The sequence below is a fragment of the Mycobacterium sp. IDUB_19 genome, from assembly GCF_055419445.1.
Genome location: NZ_JBVAXR010000018.1, coordinates 18,342 through 36,260, shown reverse-complemented (window position 1 = coordinate 36,260; position 17,919 = coordinate 18,342). Strand labels below are relative to the sequence as shown.

Here is a 17,919-nt window from a genome sequence, read left to right as displayed (position 1 = left end):
TTGGCCACACTCGTCGCCTTTCACGCGCACCCCGACGACGAGGTGATTCTCACCGGCGGCACGCTCGCCGGGGCGGTGGCAGCGGGGCATCGGGTAATCCTCGTCACTGCAACCGACGGACGCGTGGGCGACGAGCCCGACGACACGCGAATGGGTGAATTGCGCTCGAGCGCCGGCATTCTCGGTGTGCATCGGGTGGAGTGTCTTGGCTACGCCGACAGTGGCTTCGGACCCGTCTTCTACCCGGATCCGCCCGGCCGGGTCAGGTTCGCGCGGGCCGAGATCGAAGCGGCGGCACAGCAACTGGCCGCCATCCTTCGCGACGAGGACGCACAACTGCTGCTGAGCTACCAGCGCAACGGCGGTTACGGCCACCGTGATCACGTGCAGGTCCATCACGTCGGCAAGCGTGCCGCCGAGTTGGCCGCGACCCCGCGGGTCCTCGAGGTGACGATGCCACGCGAATTACTGCGCCGCATCGGCAATCTCTTTCGCCTGCTGCGGCTTCCGGCACCCTACGATTCCGACACGGTGCGCACCGCGTATGCCCCGCGAGCAACGATCACCCACCGGATCGACGTCCGTAAGTTCGCACGACAGAAACGAGATGCGTTCGCGGCCCATCGCTCACAAATCGGCGGCGGGCGGGGCGCGCGTTTGTTCGGGCTACTGATGCTGCTGCCGCCCCAGGTGTTCGGACTGGTCTTCGGCCACGAATGGTTCGTCGATCCGGAGGCGCCGCCGGGCACCGTGCACAGAAGCATCCTCGATCTCTAGGACAAACTGCGAACCCGAACCGGCACAGCATCTTTCACCAGCGATGCCGTCAGCAGCAGGGCGAAGATCAGCAGCGTTCCCACGAACCAGGCCGTGGCCGGCCAGCCGCCCGCGCTGTAGACGAGCCCGCCGAACACCCCGGCCACCGACCCGCCGAGGTAGTAGCTGAACAGGTACAGCGCCGACGCCTCGGCACGGTCCCGGCGCGCGACGGCGCCCACCCATCCACTGGCCACCGCGTGCGCGGCGAAGAATCCGCCGGTGAACACGGCGGTACCGAACACGATCACGGGCAATGCATTCGGAAGTGTCAGCAACAGGCCTACCACCGTGATCGGTAAGGCGCCACCGAGCACCAGCGCGCGCCCCCTACGGTCGGCGAGCCGTCCGCCCACGACCGAGGTCCAGGTGCCCACCAGGTACAGCAGGAACAACAGTCCCACGATCGACGGCGCCAGCCCGAACGGCGCGGCGGCCAGCCGATAGCCGAGGTAGTTGTACACGGTGACGAATCCACCCATCATCGTGAAGGCCAAGGTAAAAAGCTTCAGCAACACCGGATTTCGCAGATGCGCGAGAAGGGTCTGCGCCGTCACACGCACGCTCACCGTCTTCGGGGTAAAGAACTGGGACCGGGGCACGAGCAGGGCGAACACCAGCGTGGCGACCAGCGTCGCCAACGAGCACACCAATAGCGCGACCCGCCAGTTGCTGACCCCGAGCACCAGCGCCGGGACGATGCGCCCCGCGCAGCCACCGATCGTCGTCCCGGCGATGTAGCGTCCCATCGCCGATCCCAACGAGGACGCATGCACTTCCTCGGCCAGAAACGCCATCGCGACGGCGGGTATCCCGGCGAGCGCGACGCCCTGGGCCGCCCGTCCGACCAGCAGAACGCCCAGCGTGGGACTGAACGGCAGCAGTAATCCGATCACGCTGGAGGTGATCCCCGAGATCAGCATCACGGTGATGCGCCCGTAGCGCTCGGAGAGCACGCTTGCCGGGACGATGGACAGCGCCAGCATTCCGGTGGTGAGCGAGACGGTCAGCGCCGAGGTGGCCGGCGATATCCGGTAGTACGCCGATAGGGCAGGGAGCAGCGCCTGCGTGCAGTACATCGCGGCGAAGCTGGCCAGCCCCGCACCGCACAGTGCCGTGGTCACTCGCTTATATCCGCTGCTGCCGGCGTGGTGCGCGGCGGGAGTCGCGGCGAGGTGGGGCATGGCAATCATGCTGCGCGCCGGCTCGCCGAATCGGAAATGAATTATTGCCGGATCTATAATGCAATTACGGCATAAGCATAGGTGGCGGTCATGGCCGATGGCGATTACGAGTGGTTCCTCACACTCGCGGAGCTGCAACATGTGACGGCGGCGGCTCAACAACTTCATATCGGGCAGCCGACACTGACTCGGATGCTGGCGCGCCTGGAACGCCGACTCGGGGTGACACTGTTCGATCGCCGTGGCCGACGACTGTCGCTGAGCACCTGCGGGCGGATCTTCTACGAGCACGCGCGCCGGGCCCAGTTGGAGCTCGATTCGGCCCGGCGCGAAATCGAGGACCTGAGCAATCCCGCCGCCGGGGAGATCCGACTTGGCTTCTTGAGTTCCTTCGGATCGATCGTCGTGCCCCGTTTGATCGCGGCGTTCACGCAGACGTCACCACGCGTGACGTTCACGCTCGAGGAGGGGGCCACCGAGGCGATCAACGATCGCGCGCTGGCCGGGTTCATCGACGTCGGAGTGGTGTCGCCGCGGCCGAAAACGCCAAATCTGGCTTGGCGCAGCCTGTTTCGTCAGCGCCTGGGCGTCGCCGTCCCGCACGGCCACCGGCTGGCGGGAGTCGCAACGGTGTCCATGACAGATCTCACCGACGAACCTTTCGTCACCATGCATCCGGGATTCGGCATGCGACAACTGTTCGATGAGCTTTGTGCCGCAGCGCAATTCCAGCCACGCATCGTGCTGGAATCGGCAAACCTGACTACGACGGCCGGGCTGGTATCCGCGGGTCTGGGCATCAGCCTGACGCCGATCGACGGCAGCGAGCGTGCACCCGGGGTCAGCGTGCTGCGCCTGGCCGACGCCGACGCCTACCGCGACATCGGGATGATCTGGGATTCGGCTCGACCATTGTCCCGTGCTGCCCGGGACTTCGTCGCTTCCGCCGTGACCACCTAGGTATCGGGCCGCCAAAGCTCGACCGTGGTGCGCGCACCTGCGGGCAGCTCGAGAATCTCGATGGGTGTGTCATCGGGGTCGTAGACGAAGAACATTCGCACACCTCCGATATCGACGGCCGGCTCGGTCCGCACCTCGGGATGCTGACGCCCCAGGGTTTCGTAGGTGTAGTCGAGGTCGGCGACGCGAAACGAGATGTTGGTGTAGCCGCGGTGGGGGCCGGCAGGGCTGGCCGGAACATCGCCCAGAAAGAGCAATTCGACCATCGCTCCCCCGATCAGTCCGCCGACCATACGGCCTTTCTGTGCGGCGCCACCGGTCACGGCATCGAGTCCGGCGCCGTCGAGTTCGACATCGAAGACGACGTCGATACCCAGCACCGCGGTGTAGAACGCCAAAGCCTTGTCCATGTCGGAGACGCCGATGCAGACATGGGAGAAGTTCTCGACCGCGATGGGTCTCGGCTCGGTCATGCGGGCTCCTTCGGGACGATCGGCGGTTTGGGGGTCGCGGATGCGCGGGCCGGCCCACCATCATGTCGCTTTTCCGCCAGTCTTGTCGGCAGTCGGGTGTAACTGTGGAAGCGTGCACGACGATTTCGAACGCTGCTACCGAGCGGTCCAATCCAAGGACGCCCGGTTCGACGGCTGGTTCGTCACCGCGGTGCTGACCACCCGGATCTACTGCCGGCCCAGTTGCCCGGTCCGCCCGCCGTTCGCGCGCAACGTGCGGTTCTTACCGACCGCGGCGGCCGCGCAGCGGGCGGGTTTCCGCGCGTGCAAGCGATGTCGCCCCGACGCCTCTCCGGGTTCGCCCGCGTGGAATGTGCGCGGCGACGTCGTTGCGCGGGCCATGCGGCTCATCGCCGACGGCACGGTCGACCGCGACGGCGTGGCCGGACTGGCCGCCCACCTCGGGTACACCACCCGACAGTTGGAGCGGCTTTTGCAGGCCGAGGTCGGCGCCGGTCCGCTCGCGCTGGCTCGCGCACAACGAGGCCAGACCGCCCGACTGCTGATCGAGACCACGGCCCTGCCGTTCGGCGACGTCGCGTTCGCCGCCGGCTTCTCCAGCATCCGCCAGTTCAACGACACCGTGCGCCTGGTGTTCGAAAGCACACCGACCGCCTTGCGCAAACGCGCGGCGGCACGATTCGGGTCCGACACGACTTCGCCTGGGACAGTGTGCCTTCGGCTGCCGGTGCGCACGCCGTTCGCCTATGAGGGCGTGTTCGGCCATCTGGCCGCCGGCGCGGTCCCCGGCTGCGAGGAAGTGCGCGACGGCACGTATCGGCGCAGCCTGCGGCTTCCCGTCGGCAACGCCGTGGTCGCGCTGACACCGGCCGTCGATCACGTCCGCTGTCTGCTCGTACTCGACGATTTCCGCGATCTCACGACCGCGATCGCCCGCTGCCGGCGGCTGCTCGACCTCGACGCCGACCCGGAAGCGATCGTGGACACGCTGAGTCGCGACCCGCTCCTGGCCCCCGTGGTGGCCAAGGCGCCGGGACAGCGGATTCCCCGCGGGGTCGACGAGGCCGAACTCGCGGTGCGCGCGGTACTGGGTCAACAGGTATCGATGAAGGCCGCGAGAACCCACGTCGGCCGGTTGGTCGCTGCTTACGGTCAACCGGTCCACGACCCCGAAGGTGCACTGACGCATACCTTCCCATCGGTCGAACAACTCGCCGAGATCGATCCCATTCATCTCGCGGTCCCCAAGGCCCGGCAACGGACGATGCGTACGCTCGTCGCCGGCCTGATCGATGGCAGCGTGGTCCTGGACGCCGGAAGCGACTGGAACAGCGCGCGTACCCAACTGCTGGCCCTGCCGGGCGTCGGCCCCTGGACCGCAGAGGTGATCGCGATGCGCGGCCTCGGCGACCCGGACGCCTTTCCCGCCAGCGACCTTGGGCTGCAACTCGCCGCCAAACAGCTGGGCTTACCGATGGACCAACGAAAACTCATTGAGCACAGCGCACTTTGGCGCCCCTGGCGCTCGTATGCCACCCAACACTTGTGGACCACCCTCGAGCACCCGGTAAACCATTGGCCGCCACAGGAGGTCGCATGATCCAGTACCGCACCATCGACAGTCCGATCGGGTTGCTCACCCTGGCCGGCCGCGGCTCGGTGTTGACCAATCTGCGGATGGTCGATCAGACCTATGAACCGAGCCGCGCCGACTGGTCGCCGAACCCGGAAGCGTTCGACGCGGCCGTCGACCAACTCGTGGCGTATTTCGCCGGCGAGCTCACAGATTTCGATGTGGAACTCGATCTGCGGGGTACCGAATTCCAGCGACGAGTGTGGAAGGCGCTGCTGACGATTCCGTACGGCGAAACCCGATCGTATGGAGAGATCGCCGAACAGATCGGGGCGCCTGGCGCCGCACGCGCGGTCGGATTGGCCAACGGCCACAATCCGATCGCTATCGTCGTTCCCTGCCACCGCGTCATTGGCGCCAATGGAAGCCTCACTGGCTTCGGCGGCGGAATCGCGCGAAAGCGGTCGCTGCTCGAATTGGAGAATCAACGGTTGAATTTAACGCTATTCGACTAATTCTGAATGCAAAAACACCCCCTTTGCAGGGGGTGTTTTTGTGTATGTTCGGCGGTGTCCTACTTTTCCACCCGATCGGGCAGTATCATTGGCGCTGACAGGCTTAGCTTCCGGGTTCGGAATGGGACCGGGCGTTTCCCTGTCGCTGTGGCCGCCGTAACTCTATTTATTTTTCATTCAAGTGTATTGATGGGGGGTGTGGTATTCAGCACGACTATAAGCCGCGAAAGAATAGTGGTTGCGAGTTGTGTTGGTAAGTTTTCGGCCGGTTAGTGCCAGTTCCCTGCACTCATTACTGAGCTTCTAGGTCTGGCCTATCAATCCCGTGGTCTGCGGGGGGCCTTATCCCTCTAAAAGGGTGAGAAACCTGATCTTGGAGAAGGTTTCCCGCTTAGATGCTTTCAGCGGTTATCCTGTCCGAACGTAGCTATCCAGCGGTGCCCCTGGTGGGACAACTGGTGCACTAGAGGTTCGTCCGTCCCGGTCCTCTCGTACTAGGGACAGGTTTCCTCAAGTTTCTGACGCGCGCGGCGGATAGAGACCGAACTGTCTCACGACGTTCTAAACCCAGCTCGCGTGCCGCTTTAATGGGCGAACAGCCCAACCCTTGGGACCTGCTCCAGCCCCAGGATGCGACGAGCCGACATCGAGGTGCCAAACCATCCCGTCGATATGGACTCTTGGGGAAGATCAGCCTGTTATCCCCGGGGTACCTTTTATCCGTTGAGCGACACCCCTTCCACTCGGGGGTGCCGGATCACTAGTCCCGACTTTCGTCCCTGCTTGACTTGTAGGTCTCGCAGTCAAGCTCCCTTGTGCACTTACACTCAACACCTGATTGCCGTCCAGGTTGAGGGAACCTTTGGGCGCCTCCGTTACATTTTAGGAGGCAACCGCCCCAGTTAAACTACCCGCCAGGCACTGTCCCTGAACCCGATAAGGGTTCGAAGTTAGGTGTCCAATACGGTCAGAGTGGTATTTCAACAACGACTCCGCTCTAACTGGCGTTAGAGTTTCACAGTCTCCCACCTATCCTACACAAACAGTACCGAACACCAATACCAAGTTGTAGTGAAGGTCCCGGGGTCTTTTCGTCCTGCCGCGCGTAACGAGCATCTTTACTCGTAGTGCAATTTCGCCGAGTCTATGGTTGAGACAGTTGGGAAGTCGTTACGCCATTCGTGCAGGTCGGAACTTACCCGACAAGGAATTTCGCTACCTTAGGATGGTTATAGTTACCACCGCCGTTTACTGGGGCTTAAATTCTCCGCTTCACCCTTACGAGTTAACGGGTCCTCTTAACCTTCCAGCACCGGGCAGGCGTCAGTCCGTATACATCGTCTTGCGACTTCGCACGGACCTGTGTTTTTAGTAAACAGTCGCTTCCCACTGGTTTCTGCGGCCGGTTCCCGCTCGCAGCGCAAGGCTGTTCACGGTAAGCCGGCCCCCCTTCTCCCGAAGTTACGGGGGCATTTTGCCGAGTTCCTTAACCATAGTTATCTCGTACGCCTTGGTATTCTCTACCTGACCACCTGTGTTGGTTTGGGGTACGGGCCATGTATGCGCTCGCTAGAGGCTTTTCTTGGCAGCTGAGGATCACCGAATTCGCCTCAATCGGCTATGCATCACCTCTCAGGAATATGAGCGACGGATTTGCCTATCGCTCTCCCTACAGGCTTGCCCCAGTATTACCACTGACTGGTACGGCTACCTTCCTGCGTCACCCCATCGCTTGACTACTACCCATCCGGGTCCCACGCAGCCGGCAGTCCTCGCACCCCGAAGGGATTGATAGACCACCATTTGGGTGGTTAGCAGAACGGATTCGTCAGGGACGCTCATACACGGGTACGGGAATATCAACCCGTTGTCCATCGACTACGCCTGTCGGCCTCGCCTTAGGTCCCGACTCACCCTGGGCGGACTGGCCTGGCCCAGGAACCCTTGGTCTTTCGGCGGGCAAGGTTCTCACTTGCCTAATCGCTACTCATGCCTGCATTCTCACTCCCCCACGCTCCACCATCGGTCACCCGACAGCTTCGCTGCATGAGGGACGCTCCCCTACCCAACCTTGCGGTTGCCGCGGCTTCGGCGGTGTGCTTGAGCCCCGCTACATTATCGGCGCACAATCACTTGACCAGTGAGCTATTACGCACTCTTTCAAGGGTGGCTGCTTCTAAGCCAACCTCCTGGTTGTCTCTGCGACTGCACATCCTTTTCCACTTAGCACACGCTTAGGGGCCTTAGCCGGCGATCTGGGCTGTTTCCCTTTCGACGTACGGAGCTTATCCCCCGCCGTCTCACTGCCACGCTATACACCACGGCATTCGGAGTTTGGCTGACGTCAGTAACCTAGTAGGGCCCATTGGCCATCCAGTAGCTCTACCTCCGTGGTGAAACACGTAACGCTGCACCTAAATGCATTTCGGGGAGAACCAGCTATCACGGAGTTTGATTGGCCTTTCACCCCTACCCACAGCTCATCCCCTCAGTCTTCAACCTAAGTGGGTTCGGGCCTCCACGCGGTCTTACCCGCGCTTCACCCTGGCCATGGGTAGATCACTCCGCTTCGGGTCCAGAACATGCCACTCAAGCGCCCTATTCAGACTCGCTTTCGCTGCGGCTACCCCACACGGGTTAACCTTGCGACATGTCCCTGACTCGCAGGCTCATTCTTCAAAAGGCACGCCATCACCCCACAAGGAGGCTCTGACGGATTGTAGGCACACGGTTTCAGGTACTATTTCACTCCCCTCCCGGGGTACTTTTCACCATTCCCTCACGGTACTAGTCCGCTATCGGTCATCGAGAAGTATTTAGGCTTACCGAGTGGTCTCGGCAGATTCACAGCAGATTTCACGGGCCCGCTGCTACTCGGGAATTGATACAAGGCAGGTGCCGGGTTTTCGCGTACCGGGCTCTCACCGTCTATGGCAGGCCATCCCAGGCCACTTCCGCTAACCACAACACTTTCTGACTGCCCCTCGGCCAGGTAGAGCTGAGACATATCAATCCCACAACCCCGCACACACAACCCCTACCCGGTTATACATGCATGCGGTTTAGCCATGTTCCGCGTTCGCTCGCCACTACTAGCGGAATCACTTTTGTTTTCTTTTCCTACGGGTACTGAGATGTTTCACTTCCCCGCGTTCCCTCCCGCACCCTATATATTCAGATACGGGTAACACGACATAACTCGTGCTGGGTTTCCCCATTCGGAAATCCTCGGATCAACGCTCGGTTGACAGCTCCCCGAGGCTTATCGCAGCCTCCTACGTCCTTCATCGGCTCTCGATGCCAAGGCATCCACCATGTGCCCTTAAACACTTACAAACACAAAAACCAAAAGAAAAAAATTACACAAAACGAACACGCAACCGTTGCCGGCAACGCATTCATTTAGATGCTCGCAACCACTATGCAATACTCAAACACCACACCCCACCACCAAGATGGAGGGACAGCACTCGGGGCTTTGCGCCCGACTGTTGTCTCAGGGCCCAATAGTGTGTCTGGCGATTTATCTGCTGTTGTGCACCCAGCCCTCGTCCACTACAGACGAGAACCCCTCACGGCTCACACCCCACCAATTGGAGTGTTTCTCGTGGTGCTCCTTAGAAAGGAGGTGATCCAGCCGCACCTTCCGGTACGGCTACCTTGTTACGACTTCGTCCCAATCGCCGATCCCACCTTCGACAGCTCCCTCCAAAAGGTTAGGCCACTGGCTTCGGGTGTTACCGACTTTCATGACGTGACGGGCGGTGTGTACAAGGCCCGGGAACGTATTCACCGCAGCGTTGCTGATCTGCGATTACTAGCGACTCCGACTTCACGGGGTCGAGTTGCAGACCCCGATCCGAACTGAGACCGGCTTTAAAAGGATTCGCTTAACCTTGCGGCATCGCAGCCCTTTGTACCGGCCATTGTAGCATGTGTGAAGCCCTGGACATAAGGGGCATGATGACTTGACGTCATCCCCACCTTCCTCCGAGTTGACCCCGGCAGTCTCTCACGAGTCCCCGGCATTACCCGCTGGCAACATGAGACAAGGGTTGCGCTCGTTGCGGGACTTAACCCAACATCTCACGACACGAGCTGACGACAGCCATGCACCACCTGCACACAGGCCACAAGGGAACCGACATCTCTGCCGGCGTCCTGTGCATGTCAAACCCAGGTAAGGTTCTTCGCGTTGCATCGAATTAATCCACATGCTCCGCCGCTTGTGCGGGCCCCCGTCAATTCCTTTGAGTTTTAGCCTTGCGGCCGTACTCCCCAGGCGGGGTACTTAATGCGTTAGCTACGGCACGGATTCCAAGGAAGGAAACCCACACCTAGTACCCACCGTTTACGGCGTGGACTACCAGGGTATCTAATCCTGTTCGCTCCCCACGCTTTCGCTCCTCAGCGTCAGTTACTGCCCAGAGACCCGCCTTCGCCACCGGTGTTCCTCCTGATATCTGCGCATTCCACCGCTACACCAGGAATTCCAGTCTCCCCTGCAGTACTCCAGTCTGCCCGTATCGCCCGCACGCCGAGGGTTAAGCCCCCGGTTTTCACGAACAACGCGACAAACCACCTACGAGCTCTTTACGCCCAGTAATTCCGGACAACGCTCGCACCCTACGTATTACCGCGGCTGCTGGCACGTAGTTGGCCGGTGCTTCTTCTGCAGGTACCGTCACTTGCGCTTCGTCCCTGCTGAAAGAGGTTTACAACCCGAAGGCCGTCATCCCCCACGCGGCGTCGCTGCATCAGGCTTGCGCCCATTGTGCAATATTCCCCACTGCTGCCTCCCGTAGGAGTCTGGGCCGTATCTCAGTCCCAGTGTGGCCGGACACCCTCTCAGGCCGGCTACCCGTCGTCGCCTTGGTAGGCCATCACCCCACCAACAAGCTGATAGGCCGCGGGCCCATCCCACACCGCAAAAGCTTTCCACCACAAGACATGCGTCTCGTGGTCATATTCAGTATTAGACCCAGTTTCCCAGGCTTATCCCGAAGTGCAGGGCAGATTACCCACGTGTTACTCACCCGTTCGCCACTCGAGTACCTCCGAAGAGGCCTTTCCGTTCGACTTGCATGTGTTAAGCACGCCGCCAGCGTTCGTCCTGAGCCAGGATCAAACTCTCCAAACAAAAACTCCTCGATAAACGAGGTGAATTTACAATCAGAGAAAATCTGACCTAACAAAAAGACACCAAAAACTGGCATCAAAATAAAACGACCACACCCATCACACGGGGAGTGTTTACGGTGTGGTCAAAAAAACAACAACAAACAAAAACACCAAACACACTATTGAGTTCTCAAACAACACTCTTGCTTGTTTCGCCCGCTTCGGGGCAACCCTACCAGCTTAATACGAATCCGGCAGAGGCGTCAACCCCCAAGTTTTTGCGATCGTGGTGACCGCTGCAGGGGCAGCCGTGCCAGGTTAGTACTGTTCCGGCGAGGGAGTCAAGGCCTCGGTCTCGGTCTCCTTCGAGAGGTGACCGCGCCTGTGGGGCACTGACTTTGGTTACTGTACCCGCTCGATCTCCGCTCCCAAAATCGCCAGGTTTTCCACGAACAACGGGTAGCCGCGATCGATGTGAAAGACGTCGTGGACCTCGGTGTCGCCGTCGGCGACCAGCCCGGCGAGCACCAGGCCGGCGCCGGCCCGGATGTCCGAACACCAGACCGGGGCGCTGGAAAGTTGCGGGAGCCCCCGCACCACCGCATGATGCCCATCGGTGCGGGCGTCGGCGCCCAGCCGGATCATCTCTTCGACGAATCGGAAGCGTGCCTCGAACACGTTCTCCGTGATCATCGAGGTGCCGTCGGAGATCGACGCGAGCGCGATCGCCATCGGCTGCAAATCCGTCGGAAAACCGGGGAACGGCAACGTCGCAACGTTCATGGCCTTCGGGCGCTCGTACTGGGTGACGCGGAAGCTGTTGTCCGTCTGGGTGACGGTGGCACCCGCGTCGTGCAGTTTGTGCAGCACCACCTGAAGATGCGCCGGATCGATACCAGTCACCGAGATGTCGCCGCGGGTAATGGCAGCGGCGATCCCCCAGGTGGCGGCCACGATGCGGTCGCCGATCACCCGGTGTTCGGTGGGGTAAAGGCGCGGGACGCCGGTGATGGTCATGGTCGGCGAACCGGCACCTTCGACCTGGGCACCCATCTGGTTGAGCATGTTGCACAGATCGACCACATCGGGTTCGCGCGCCGCGTTGTGGATCGTGGTGACACCCTCGGCGACGACGGCGGCCATCAGGATGTTCTCGGTAGCTCCCACCGAGGGGAATTCCAGCTGAATTTCCGCGCCGCGCAACGTGTCTGCGTGGGCCACCACGCAGCCGTGCTCGATGTTGCAGTGCGCACCCAGCTGTCGCAGGCCCGCCTGGTGCATGTCCAGCGGACGCGATCCGATCGCGTCCCCACCGGGCAGCGCGACCTTGGCCCGCTTGCATCGGCCGACCAGTGGGCCCAGCACGCAAACCGAGGCGCGGAACTGCCGCACTGCCGCGAAGTCGGCGTCGTACTTCGGCTCGTCAGGTGAGGTGATGCGGGCGACATCGCCGTCAAGTTCGACGGTCGCGCCCAGGCCGCGCAGCACCTCGGCCATCAACGGCACATCGAGGATGTCGGGGCAGTTGGTAATGGTGCTGGTGCCTTCGGCCAGCAGGGTCGCGGCCATCAGCTTGAGCACGCTGTTCTTGGCGCCCCCCACTGCGACTTCGCCGGATAACCGGTTACCGCCGGTCACCACGAATCGCTCAGCCACCCGCGTCAGTCTAGTGAAGCGGTATCGGCTTGTCAGTCGGCCACTCTAGTTAGCCGAGTACGGTTTGTTCATGGCAGTACACCTGACCCGTATTTATACGCGGACCGGCGACGACGGGACCACGGGATTGAGCGACTTCTCGCGGGTTTCGAAGAACGATCCCCGGCTGGTTGCGTACGCGGACTGTGACGAGGCCAACTCCGCGATCGGCGTCGCCATCGCCTTGGGCCAGCCTGATTCCGAGCTCTCGGACGTGTTGCGGCAGATCCAAAACGACCTGTTCGACGCCGGTGCGGATCTGTCCACCCCGGTAGTGGAAAACCCGAAGTATCCTCCGTTGCGAGTCACACAGTCCTACATCGATCGCCTCGAAGGATGGTGCGACAAATACAACGAACCCCTGCCGGCGCTGAACTCCTTTGTGCTGCCGGGTGGTTCGCCGCTGTCGGCACTGCTGCACGTCGCCCGCACCGTGGTGCGCCGGGCCGAGCGATCGGCATGGGCCGCAGTCCATTCAGCGCCAGCGGACGTCAACGTGCTGCCGGCGAAATATCTGAATCGGTTGTCGGACTTGCTCTTCATCCTGTCGCGGGCAGCCAATCCCGACGGCGATGTGCTGTGGAAGCCGGGTGGCGGCGCTTAAAACGGTTGAGCCACAGCACTTTTGGTCAGACGCTGCGACGGCGTGCGCGCGGCGACGGACGGGACTCCAGCCAGGACAAGAACGCGGTCAACGCGCCCTGATCGAGTGCGATTTCGTAGCCCGACCTACGTTCCTGCGTCGTATCGCGCAGCTCCAGCACCACGATCTCGTTGGTCATGATGTCGAACTCGTCGCCACGCGGTGCGCGCCGGGCCACGATCTCGACACCTCGCCGGCCAAGCCGGCGATCCGGCCACAGGCGCAGGCTGGACAGGCGATAGAAGGCCGCTTCGCCGCCGCGGTAACGGATCACGCCGTGCCGCCAGCCGTGGCCTCCGACCGCCGGGATATCGCGCATGATGCCCGCGGTTCCGCCCTGCCGCAGCTTCCATAACCGGTAGCTCAGGGCCAGAACGGCAGCCCCCAACACAACGACGAGCACGACCATGCCCACCATGGGCGCGCTCATCGACGGCTAGTCGATCGCGCCGACGGCGCGCAGTCTGGCGCGTCCCCTGGCGGCAACGCGGGGATCGTCGGACTCGGAATCCTGCTTGGCGGCGCTCTCGTCGATTTCCGACTCGAACTCGGCGGATTCGGCGAGCACGGTGACAGTCTCCTCGGTCACCGAAAGGAACCCGCCATCAACCGCGATTCGGAGATCGTCTTCGCCTTCCCGCTCGACGCGGACCATGGCGTCGTCGACCAACTGGGCCACCAGCGGGATATGCCGGGGCAGGATGCCGATCTCGCCGGCGGTGGTGCGGGTGAACAGGAACGTTGCCTCACCCGACCAGATCTTCCGGTCGACGGCAACGATCTCGACGTTCAATTCAGCCATGCCACACCACCTTTCGACTCGGCCGGCAGTTAGAGCTTGGCACCAAGAGTCTCGGCCTTCTTGGCCAGGTCGTCCAGGCCACCGATCAGGAAGAAGGCCTGCTCGGGCACATGGTCGAAATCGCCCTTGGACAACCGGTCGAAGGCCTCGATGGTCTCCTTCACCGGGACCGTCGAACCCGGCTGACCGGTGAACTGCTCGGCAGCCATCATGTTCTGCGAGAGGAACCGCTCAATACGCCGAGCGCGGTTGACCAGCTGCTTGTCCTCTTCGGACAGCTCGTCGATACCGAGGATCGCGATGATGTCCTGAAGGTCCTTGTAACGCTGCAGGATTCGAATGACTTCCTGCGCAACGCGGTAGTGCTCATCACCGACGACGCTGGGGTCCAGGATGGTGGAGCTGGACGCGAGCGGGTCCACCGCGGGGAAGATGCCCTTGGAGAACACCCCACGGGACAGCTCAGTGGTGGCATCCAGGTGGGCGAACGTCGTCGCCGGCGCCGGGTCGGTGTAGTCGTCAGCCGGCACGTACACGGCCTGCATGGACGTAATCGACTTGCCTCGCGTCGAGGTGATCCGCTCCTGCAGCTCGCCCATCTCGTCGGCCAGCGTGGGCTGATAACCCACCGCCGACGGCATCCGGCCGAGCAGTGTCGACACCTCTGACCCGGCCTGGGTGAACCGGAAGATGTTGTCGATGAACAACAACACGTCCTGGCCCGCTTCGTCACGGAACCACTCCGCCATCGTCAGCGCGGACAGCGCGACTCGCATACGGGTACCGGGCGGCTCGTCCATCTGACCGAAAACCAGCGCGGTGTCCTTGAGCACGTCGGCTTCTTTGAGCTCGACCCAGAGGTCGTTGCCCTCGCGGGTGCGCTCGCCCACGCCGGCGAACACCGACGTACCACCGAAGTTACGGGCGATGCGGTTGATCATCTCCTGGATCAGCACGGTCTTGCCCACGCCGGCACCGCCGAACAGGGCGATCTTGCCGCCGCGCACATAAGGGGTGAGGAGATCGACCACCTTCAGTCCGGTCTCGAGCATCTCGGTGCGGGGTTCGAGGTCCTCGAATGCGGGCGGCTTACGGTGAATCGACCAGTGCTCGAAGTCTTCGCCGTATCCCGGCTTGTCCAGGCAGTAGCCCAGCGCATTGAAAACGTGGCCCTTGACTTCCTCGCCGACCGGCACGGTGATCGAATTACCGGTGTCGATCACCTCGACGCCGCGCACCAGGCCGTCGGTGGGCTGCATCGAGATGGTGCGCACCAAGTTGTCACCGAGATGATTCGCCACCTCCAACGTGAGGGTCTTCTTGAGCTCCTCGAATGTGACCTCGGCGTGCAGCGCGTTGAACAGCTCGGGGACCGAACCCCGTGGGAACTCGACGTCGACGACCGGCCCGGTCACTCGTACCACGCGGCCGCTGGTGTCCGACTTCGTCGGCTTGTCGGTCTTCTCGGCAGTAGCACTCATAATCTTTTTCGCTTCCTTGTGGGGCTACTTAGCGGCGTCGGCGAGCGCGTTTGCGCCACCGACGATTTCGCTGATTTCCTGGGTGATCTGGGCCTGCCGCTCGCGGTTAGCCTCTAGCGTCAGAGCCTTGATGAGGTCGTCGGCGTTGTCGGTGGCCGATTTCATTGCCCGCTGACGCGATGCCAGCTCCGATGCGGCGGACTCGAGCATGGACGCATAAACCCGCGTGGTCAGGTAGCGCGGGAGCAACTCCTCGAACAGCGTCGTCGCGTCCGGCTCGAACGAGTACAGGGTGCGTGGCCCGGTGTCTTCCTCGACATATTCCACGACCAAGGGGGCCATCCGGTGGGCCACCGCCGTCTGCGACATCATCGACTTGAACTCCGAGTACACGATGTGCAGTTCATCGACGCCCGCAACGTCGTCGGCCTGCTGATCGTCGTCATCCCCGGCGCCTTTCATGAAGGCATCCACCAAGGTCGAACCGATCTCCGCGGCGTTCTCGTACTGGGGTTGCTCAGAGAAGCCCGACCACGACGCGGCGATGTCCCAGTTCCGGAACGTGTAATAGTTCTGCGCCTTGCGACCCACCGTGTAAAGGACGGGTTCTTTTCCCTCGTCCCGAAGCAGGGCGAAAAGCTGCTCGGAGCGACGGAAAATGCCGGAGTTGTATGCGCCGCACAAACCGCGGTCCGACGACACCACCAGGACACCGGCCCGTTTCGGTTCGGGGCGCTCGACGAGCAACGGATGGTCCAGAGCGGCTTCGTCGGCCAGGGTGGTGAGCATCCGGGTGATCTCGAAGGCGTAGGGCCGGGCGGATTCGAGTCGATTCTGCGCCTTGGGAAGGCGCGACGTCGCGATCAACTCCTGGGCCTTGGTGATCTTCTTGATCGAGCCCGCGGAGCGGATCCGCCCGCGTAGTTCGCGAAGTGTGGCAGCCATCGTTAGCTACTTCGCGTCCTTCTTGGACTTGTTTTTGGTGTCCTTGTCCTTGGGTTCAGGCTTTTTGACCTTCACCGATTCTTTGCCTTCGTCTTCCTTGGCCTCGGCGTGCTCGTCGGGCACGACAGACCCACCGCCCGTTGCCGCGAAGCCTTTCTTGAAGTGATTGATGACCTCGGTGAGCGCGTTCTCGTTTTCCTCGCTGAGCTTCTGGCTCGTGCGGATCTCTTCAAGGATCTTTTCTTCGGAGCCCCGGATGTGGTCCAGCAGTTCGGTTTCGAACCGCCTGACATCCTCGACCGGCACCGAGTCCACGTGGCCGCCGGTGCCCAGGAACATGGAAACCACTTGCTCCTCGACGGGCATCGGCTGGTTTTGCGGCTGCTTGAGCAACTCGACCAACCGCGCGCCACGCTCCAACTGCGCCTTCGACGTAGCGTCCAAATCGGAAGCAAAGGCCGCGAAGGATTCCAACTCGCGGTACTGCGACAGGTCCAAACGGAGACTTCCTGCCACCTCTTTCATTGCCTTGATCTGCGCCGCGCCGCCGACCCGGGACACCGAGACACCGACGTTGATGGCCGGCCGGACACCCTGGTTGAAGAGGTCTGTCTCCAGGAAGCACTGCCCGTCGGTGATCGAGATGACGTTGGTCGGGATGTAGGCCGAGATGTCGTTGGCCTTGGTCTCGATGATCGGCAAACCGGTCAGCGAACCGGCACCGAGTTCGTCGGAGAGTTTCCCGCATCGCTCCAACAGCCGCGAGTGCAGATAGAACACGTCACCGGGATAGGCTTCGCGGCCGGGCGGACGACGCAGCAGCAGCGAGATGGCGCGGTACGCCTCGGCCTGCTTGGTCAGGTCGTCGAAGACGATCAGCACGTGCTTACCCTGGTACATCCAGTGCTGAGCAATCGCCGAACCGGTGTACGGCGCAAGCCATTTGAAGCCTGCGGCATCCGAGGCTGGTGCCGCGACAATGGTGGTGTATTCCATCGCGCCGCCCTCTTCCAGAACTCGGCGGACGGAGGCGATCGTGGTGCCCTTCTGCCCGATGGCCACGTAGACGCAGCGCACCTGCTTTTTCTCGTCGCCGGTCTCCCAGTTCTGGCGCTGGTTGAGGATCGTGTCGACGCAGACGGTGGTCTTACCGGTTTTGCGGTCGCCGATGATCAGCTGACGCTGGCCACGGCCGATCGGTGTCATTGCGTCGATGGCCTTGATTCCGGTCTGCAGCGGCTCCTTGACGCTCTGCCGCTGCACCACCGACGGCGCCTGCAGTTCCAGTGCGCGGCGCGTCTCGGCATCGATGTCCCCGGCGCCGTCGATCGGCTGGCCGAGCGGGTTGACCACCCGCCCCAGAAACGCGTCGCCGACGGGGACCGACAGGACTTCGCCGGTGCGCTTGACCTGCTGGCCTTGTTCGATCTTCTCGAAGTCACCGAGGATCACCGTGCCGACGCTGTGCTCGTCGAGGTTGAGGGCGACGCCAAGGACCCCGCCCGGGAATTCGAGCAGCTCCTGGGTCATCACCGACGGCAAACCCTCGACGTGCGCGATGCCGTCTCCGGCATCGATGACCGTGCCGACCTCCTCGCGGGAGGTGTCGGAGGTGAAGGACTCTACATACTCTTCGATCGCGCTCTGGATGTCATCAGCGGAGATCGTCAACTCGGCCATAGCTTTTCGTCTTCCTACTTCGGTTATAACT

At 62.1% G+C, this 17,919-nt stretch carries 13 protein-coding genes and 3 rRNA genes; 5 read left to right on the top strand and 11 right to left on the bottom strand.

What is annotated here, in order from left to right; genetic code table 11:
• Complete coding sequence (locus ACZY0B_RS15855; RefSeq protein ID WP_463765086.1) at positions 1 to 777, top strand: PIG-L deacetylase family protein; 777 nt, start codon at positions 1 to 3, stop codon at positions 775 to 777.
• Here ACZY0B_RS15855 and ACZY0B_RS15850 read toward each other — a convergent pair.
• The gene (locus ACZY0B_RS15850; RefSeq protein WP_463765085.1) at positions 774 to 2,009 is read right to left on the bottom strand and encodes an MFS transporter; all 1,236 of its coding nucleotides are present in this window, start codon (positions 2,007 to 2,009) and stop codon (positions 774 to 776) included. The genes ACZY0B_RS15855 and ACZY0B_RS15850 overlap by 4 nt on opposite strands.
• Positions 2,010 to 2,090: 81 nt before the next feature.
• Between ACZY0B_RS15850 and ACZY0B_RS15845 the strand changes: the two genes are divergently transcribed.
• Positions 2,091 to 2,960, top strand: coding sequence for a LysR family transcriptional regulator (locus tag ACZY0B_RS15845; RefSeq protein ID WP_463765084.1), 870 nt, complete (start codon positions 2,091 to 2,093; stop codon positions 2,958 to 2,960).
• Here the strand turns inward: ACZY0B_RS15845 and ACZY0B_RS15840 are convergent.
• On the bottom strand, positions 2,957 to 3,433 hold the full coding sequence (locus tag ACZY0B_RS15840) for a VOC family protein (protein ID WP_463765083.1): 477 nt from the start codon (positions 3,431 to 3,433) through the stop codon (positions 2,957 to 2,959). The genes ACZY0B_RS15845 and ACZY0B_RS15840 overlap by 4 nt on opposite strands.
• 112 nt (positions 3,434 to 3,545) lie before the next feature.
• Between ACZY0B_RS15840 and ACZY0B_RS15835 the strand changes: the two genes are divergently transcribed.
• Both ACZY0B_RS15835 and ACZY0B_RS15830 read left to right on the top strand, forming a co-directional pair.
• Positions 3,546 to 5,033, top strand: a complete 1,488-nt coding sequence (locus ACZY0B_RS15835; protein WP_463765082.1) for an AlkA N-terminal domain-containing protein — start codon at positions 3,546 to 3,548, stop codon at positions 5,031 to 5,033.
• Positions 5,030 to 5,521 (top strand): methylated-DNA--[protein]-cysteine S-methyltransferase, encoded by a 492-nt coding sequence (locus tag ACZY0B_RS15830; RefSeq protein WP_463765081.1) that lies wholly within the window; start codon positions 5,030 to 5,032, stop codon positions 5,519 to 5,521. Before ACZY0B_RS15835 ends, ACZY0B_RS15830 begins: the two co-directional genes overlap by 4 nt.
• Positions 5,522 to 5,567: 46 nt before the next feature.
• On the opposite strand, the gene rrf is transcribed toward ACZY0B_RS15830, so the two are convergent.
• From rrf to murA, 4 genes are all read right to left on the bottom strand, one after another.
• Positions 5,568 to 5,680 (bottom strand): 5S ribosomal RNA (gene rrf / locus ACZY0B_RS15825).
• Between the two features lie 90 nt (positions 5,681 to 5,770).
• A 23S ribosomal RNA gene (locus ACZY0B_RS15820) occupies positions 5,771 to 8,857 on the bottom strand.
• 285 nt (positions 8,858 to 9,142) lie between these two features.
• A 16S ribosomal RNA gene (locus ACZY0B_RS15815) occupies positions 9,143 to 10,661 on the bottom strand.
• The 16S, 23S and 5S rRNA genes sit together here, the layout of an rRNA operon.
• A gap of 383 nt (positions 10,662 to 11,044) precedes the next feature.
• Positions 11,045 to 12,298 carry a UDP-N-acetylglucosamine 1-carboxyvinyltransferase gene (gene murA / locus ACZY0B_RS15810; RefSeq protein WP_463765080.1) on the bottom strand — a complete coding sequence of 418 codons (1,254 nt, stop codon included), beginning with the start codon at positions 12,296 to 12,298 and terminating at the stop codon, positions 11,045 to 11,047.
• 70 nt (positions 12,299 to 12,368) lie between these two features.
• On the opposite strand from murA, the gene ACZY0B_RS15805 reads away from it, so the two are divergent.
• Positions 12,369 to 12,941 carry a cob(I)yrinic acid a,c-diamide adenosyltransferase gene (locus ACZY0B_RS15805; RefSeq protein ID WP_463765079.1) on the top strand — a complete coding sequence of 191 codons (573 nt, stop codon included), beginning with the start codon at positions 12,369 to 12,371 and terminating at the stop codon, positions 12,939 to 12,941.
• 25 nt (positions 12,942 to 12,966) lie between these two features.
• On the opposite strand, the gene ACZY0B_RS15800 is transcribed toward ACZY0B_RS15805, so the two are convergent.
• Genes ACZY0B_RS15800 through atpA form a run of 5 tightly spaced genes read right to left on the bottom strand, consistent with a single transcriptional unit; the run spans position 12,967 to position 17,888 of the window.
• Positions 12,967 to 13,410 carry a DUF2550 domain-containing protein gene (locus ACZY0B_RS15800; RefSeq protein WP_463765078.1) on the bottom strand — a complete coding sequence of 148 codons (444 nt, stop codon included), beginning with the start codon at positions 13,408 to 13,410 and terminating at the stop codon, positions 12,967 to 12,969.
• A gap of 6 nt (positions 13,411 to 13,416) precedes the next feature.
• Entirely contained in the window at positions 13,417 to 13,782 is a 366-nt protein-coding gene (locus ACZY0B_RS15795) for a F0F1 ATP synthase subunit epsilon (RefSeq protein ID WP_463765077.1), read from the bottom strand.
• A 29-nt stretch (positions 13,783 to 13,811) separates the two neighbouring features.
• Positions 13,812 to 15,263 carry a F0F1 ATP synthase subunit beta gene (gene atpD / locus ACZY0B_RS15790; RefSeq protein ID WP_463765076.1) on the bottom strand — a complete coding sequence of 484 codons (1,452 nt, stop codon included), beginning with the start codon at positions 15,261 to 15,263 and terminating at the stop codon, positions 13,812 to 13,814.
• Positions 15,264 to 15,287: 24 nt separating this feature from the next.
• The gene (locus ACZY0B_RS15785) at positions 15,288 to 16,208 is read right to left on the bottom strand and encodes a F0F1 ATP synthase subunit gamma (protein ID WP_463765075.1); all 921 of its coding nucleotides are present in this window, start codon (positions 16,206 to 16,208) and stop codon (positions 15,288 to 15,290) included.
• A 6-nt stretch (positions 16,209 to 16,214) separates the two neighbouring features.
• Positions 16,215 to 17,888 carry a F0F1 ATP synthase subunit alpha gene (atpA, locus tag ACZY0B_RS15780; protein WP_463765074.1) on the bottom strand — a complete coding sequence of 558 codons (1,674 nt, stop codon included), beginning with the start codon at positions 17,886 to 17,888 and terminating at the stop codon, positions 16,215 to 16,217.
• Between the last annotated feature and the right edge of the window lie 31 nt (positions 17,889 to 17,919).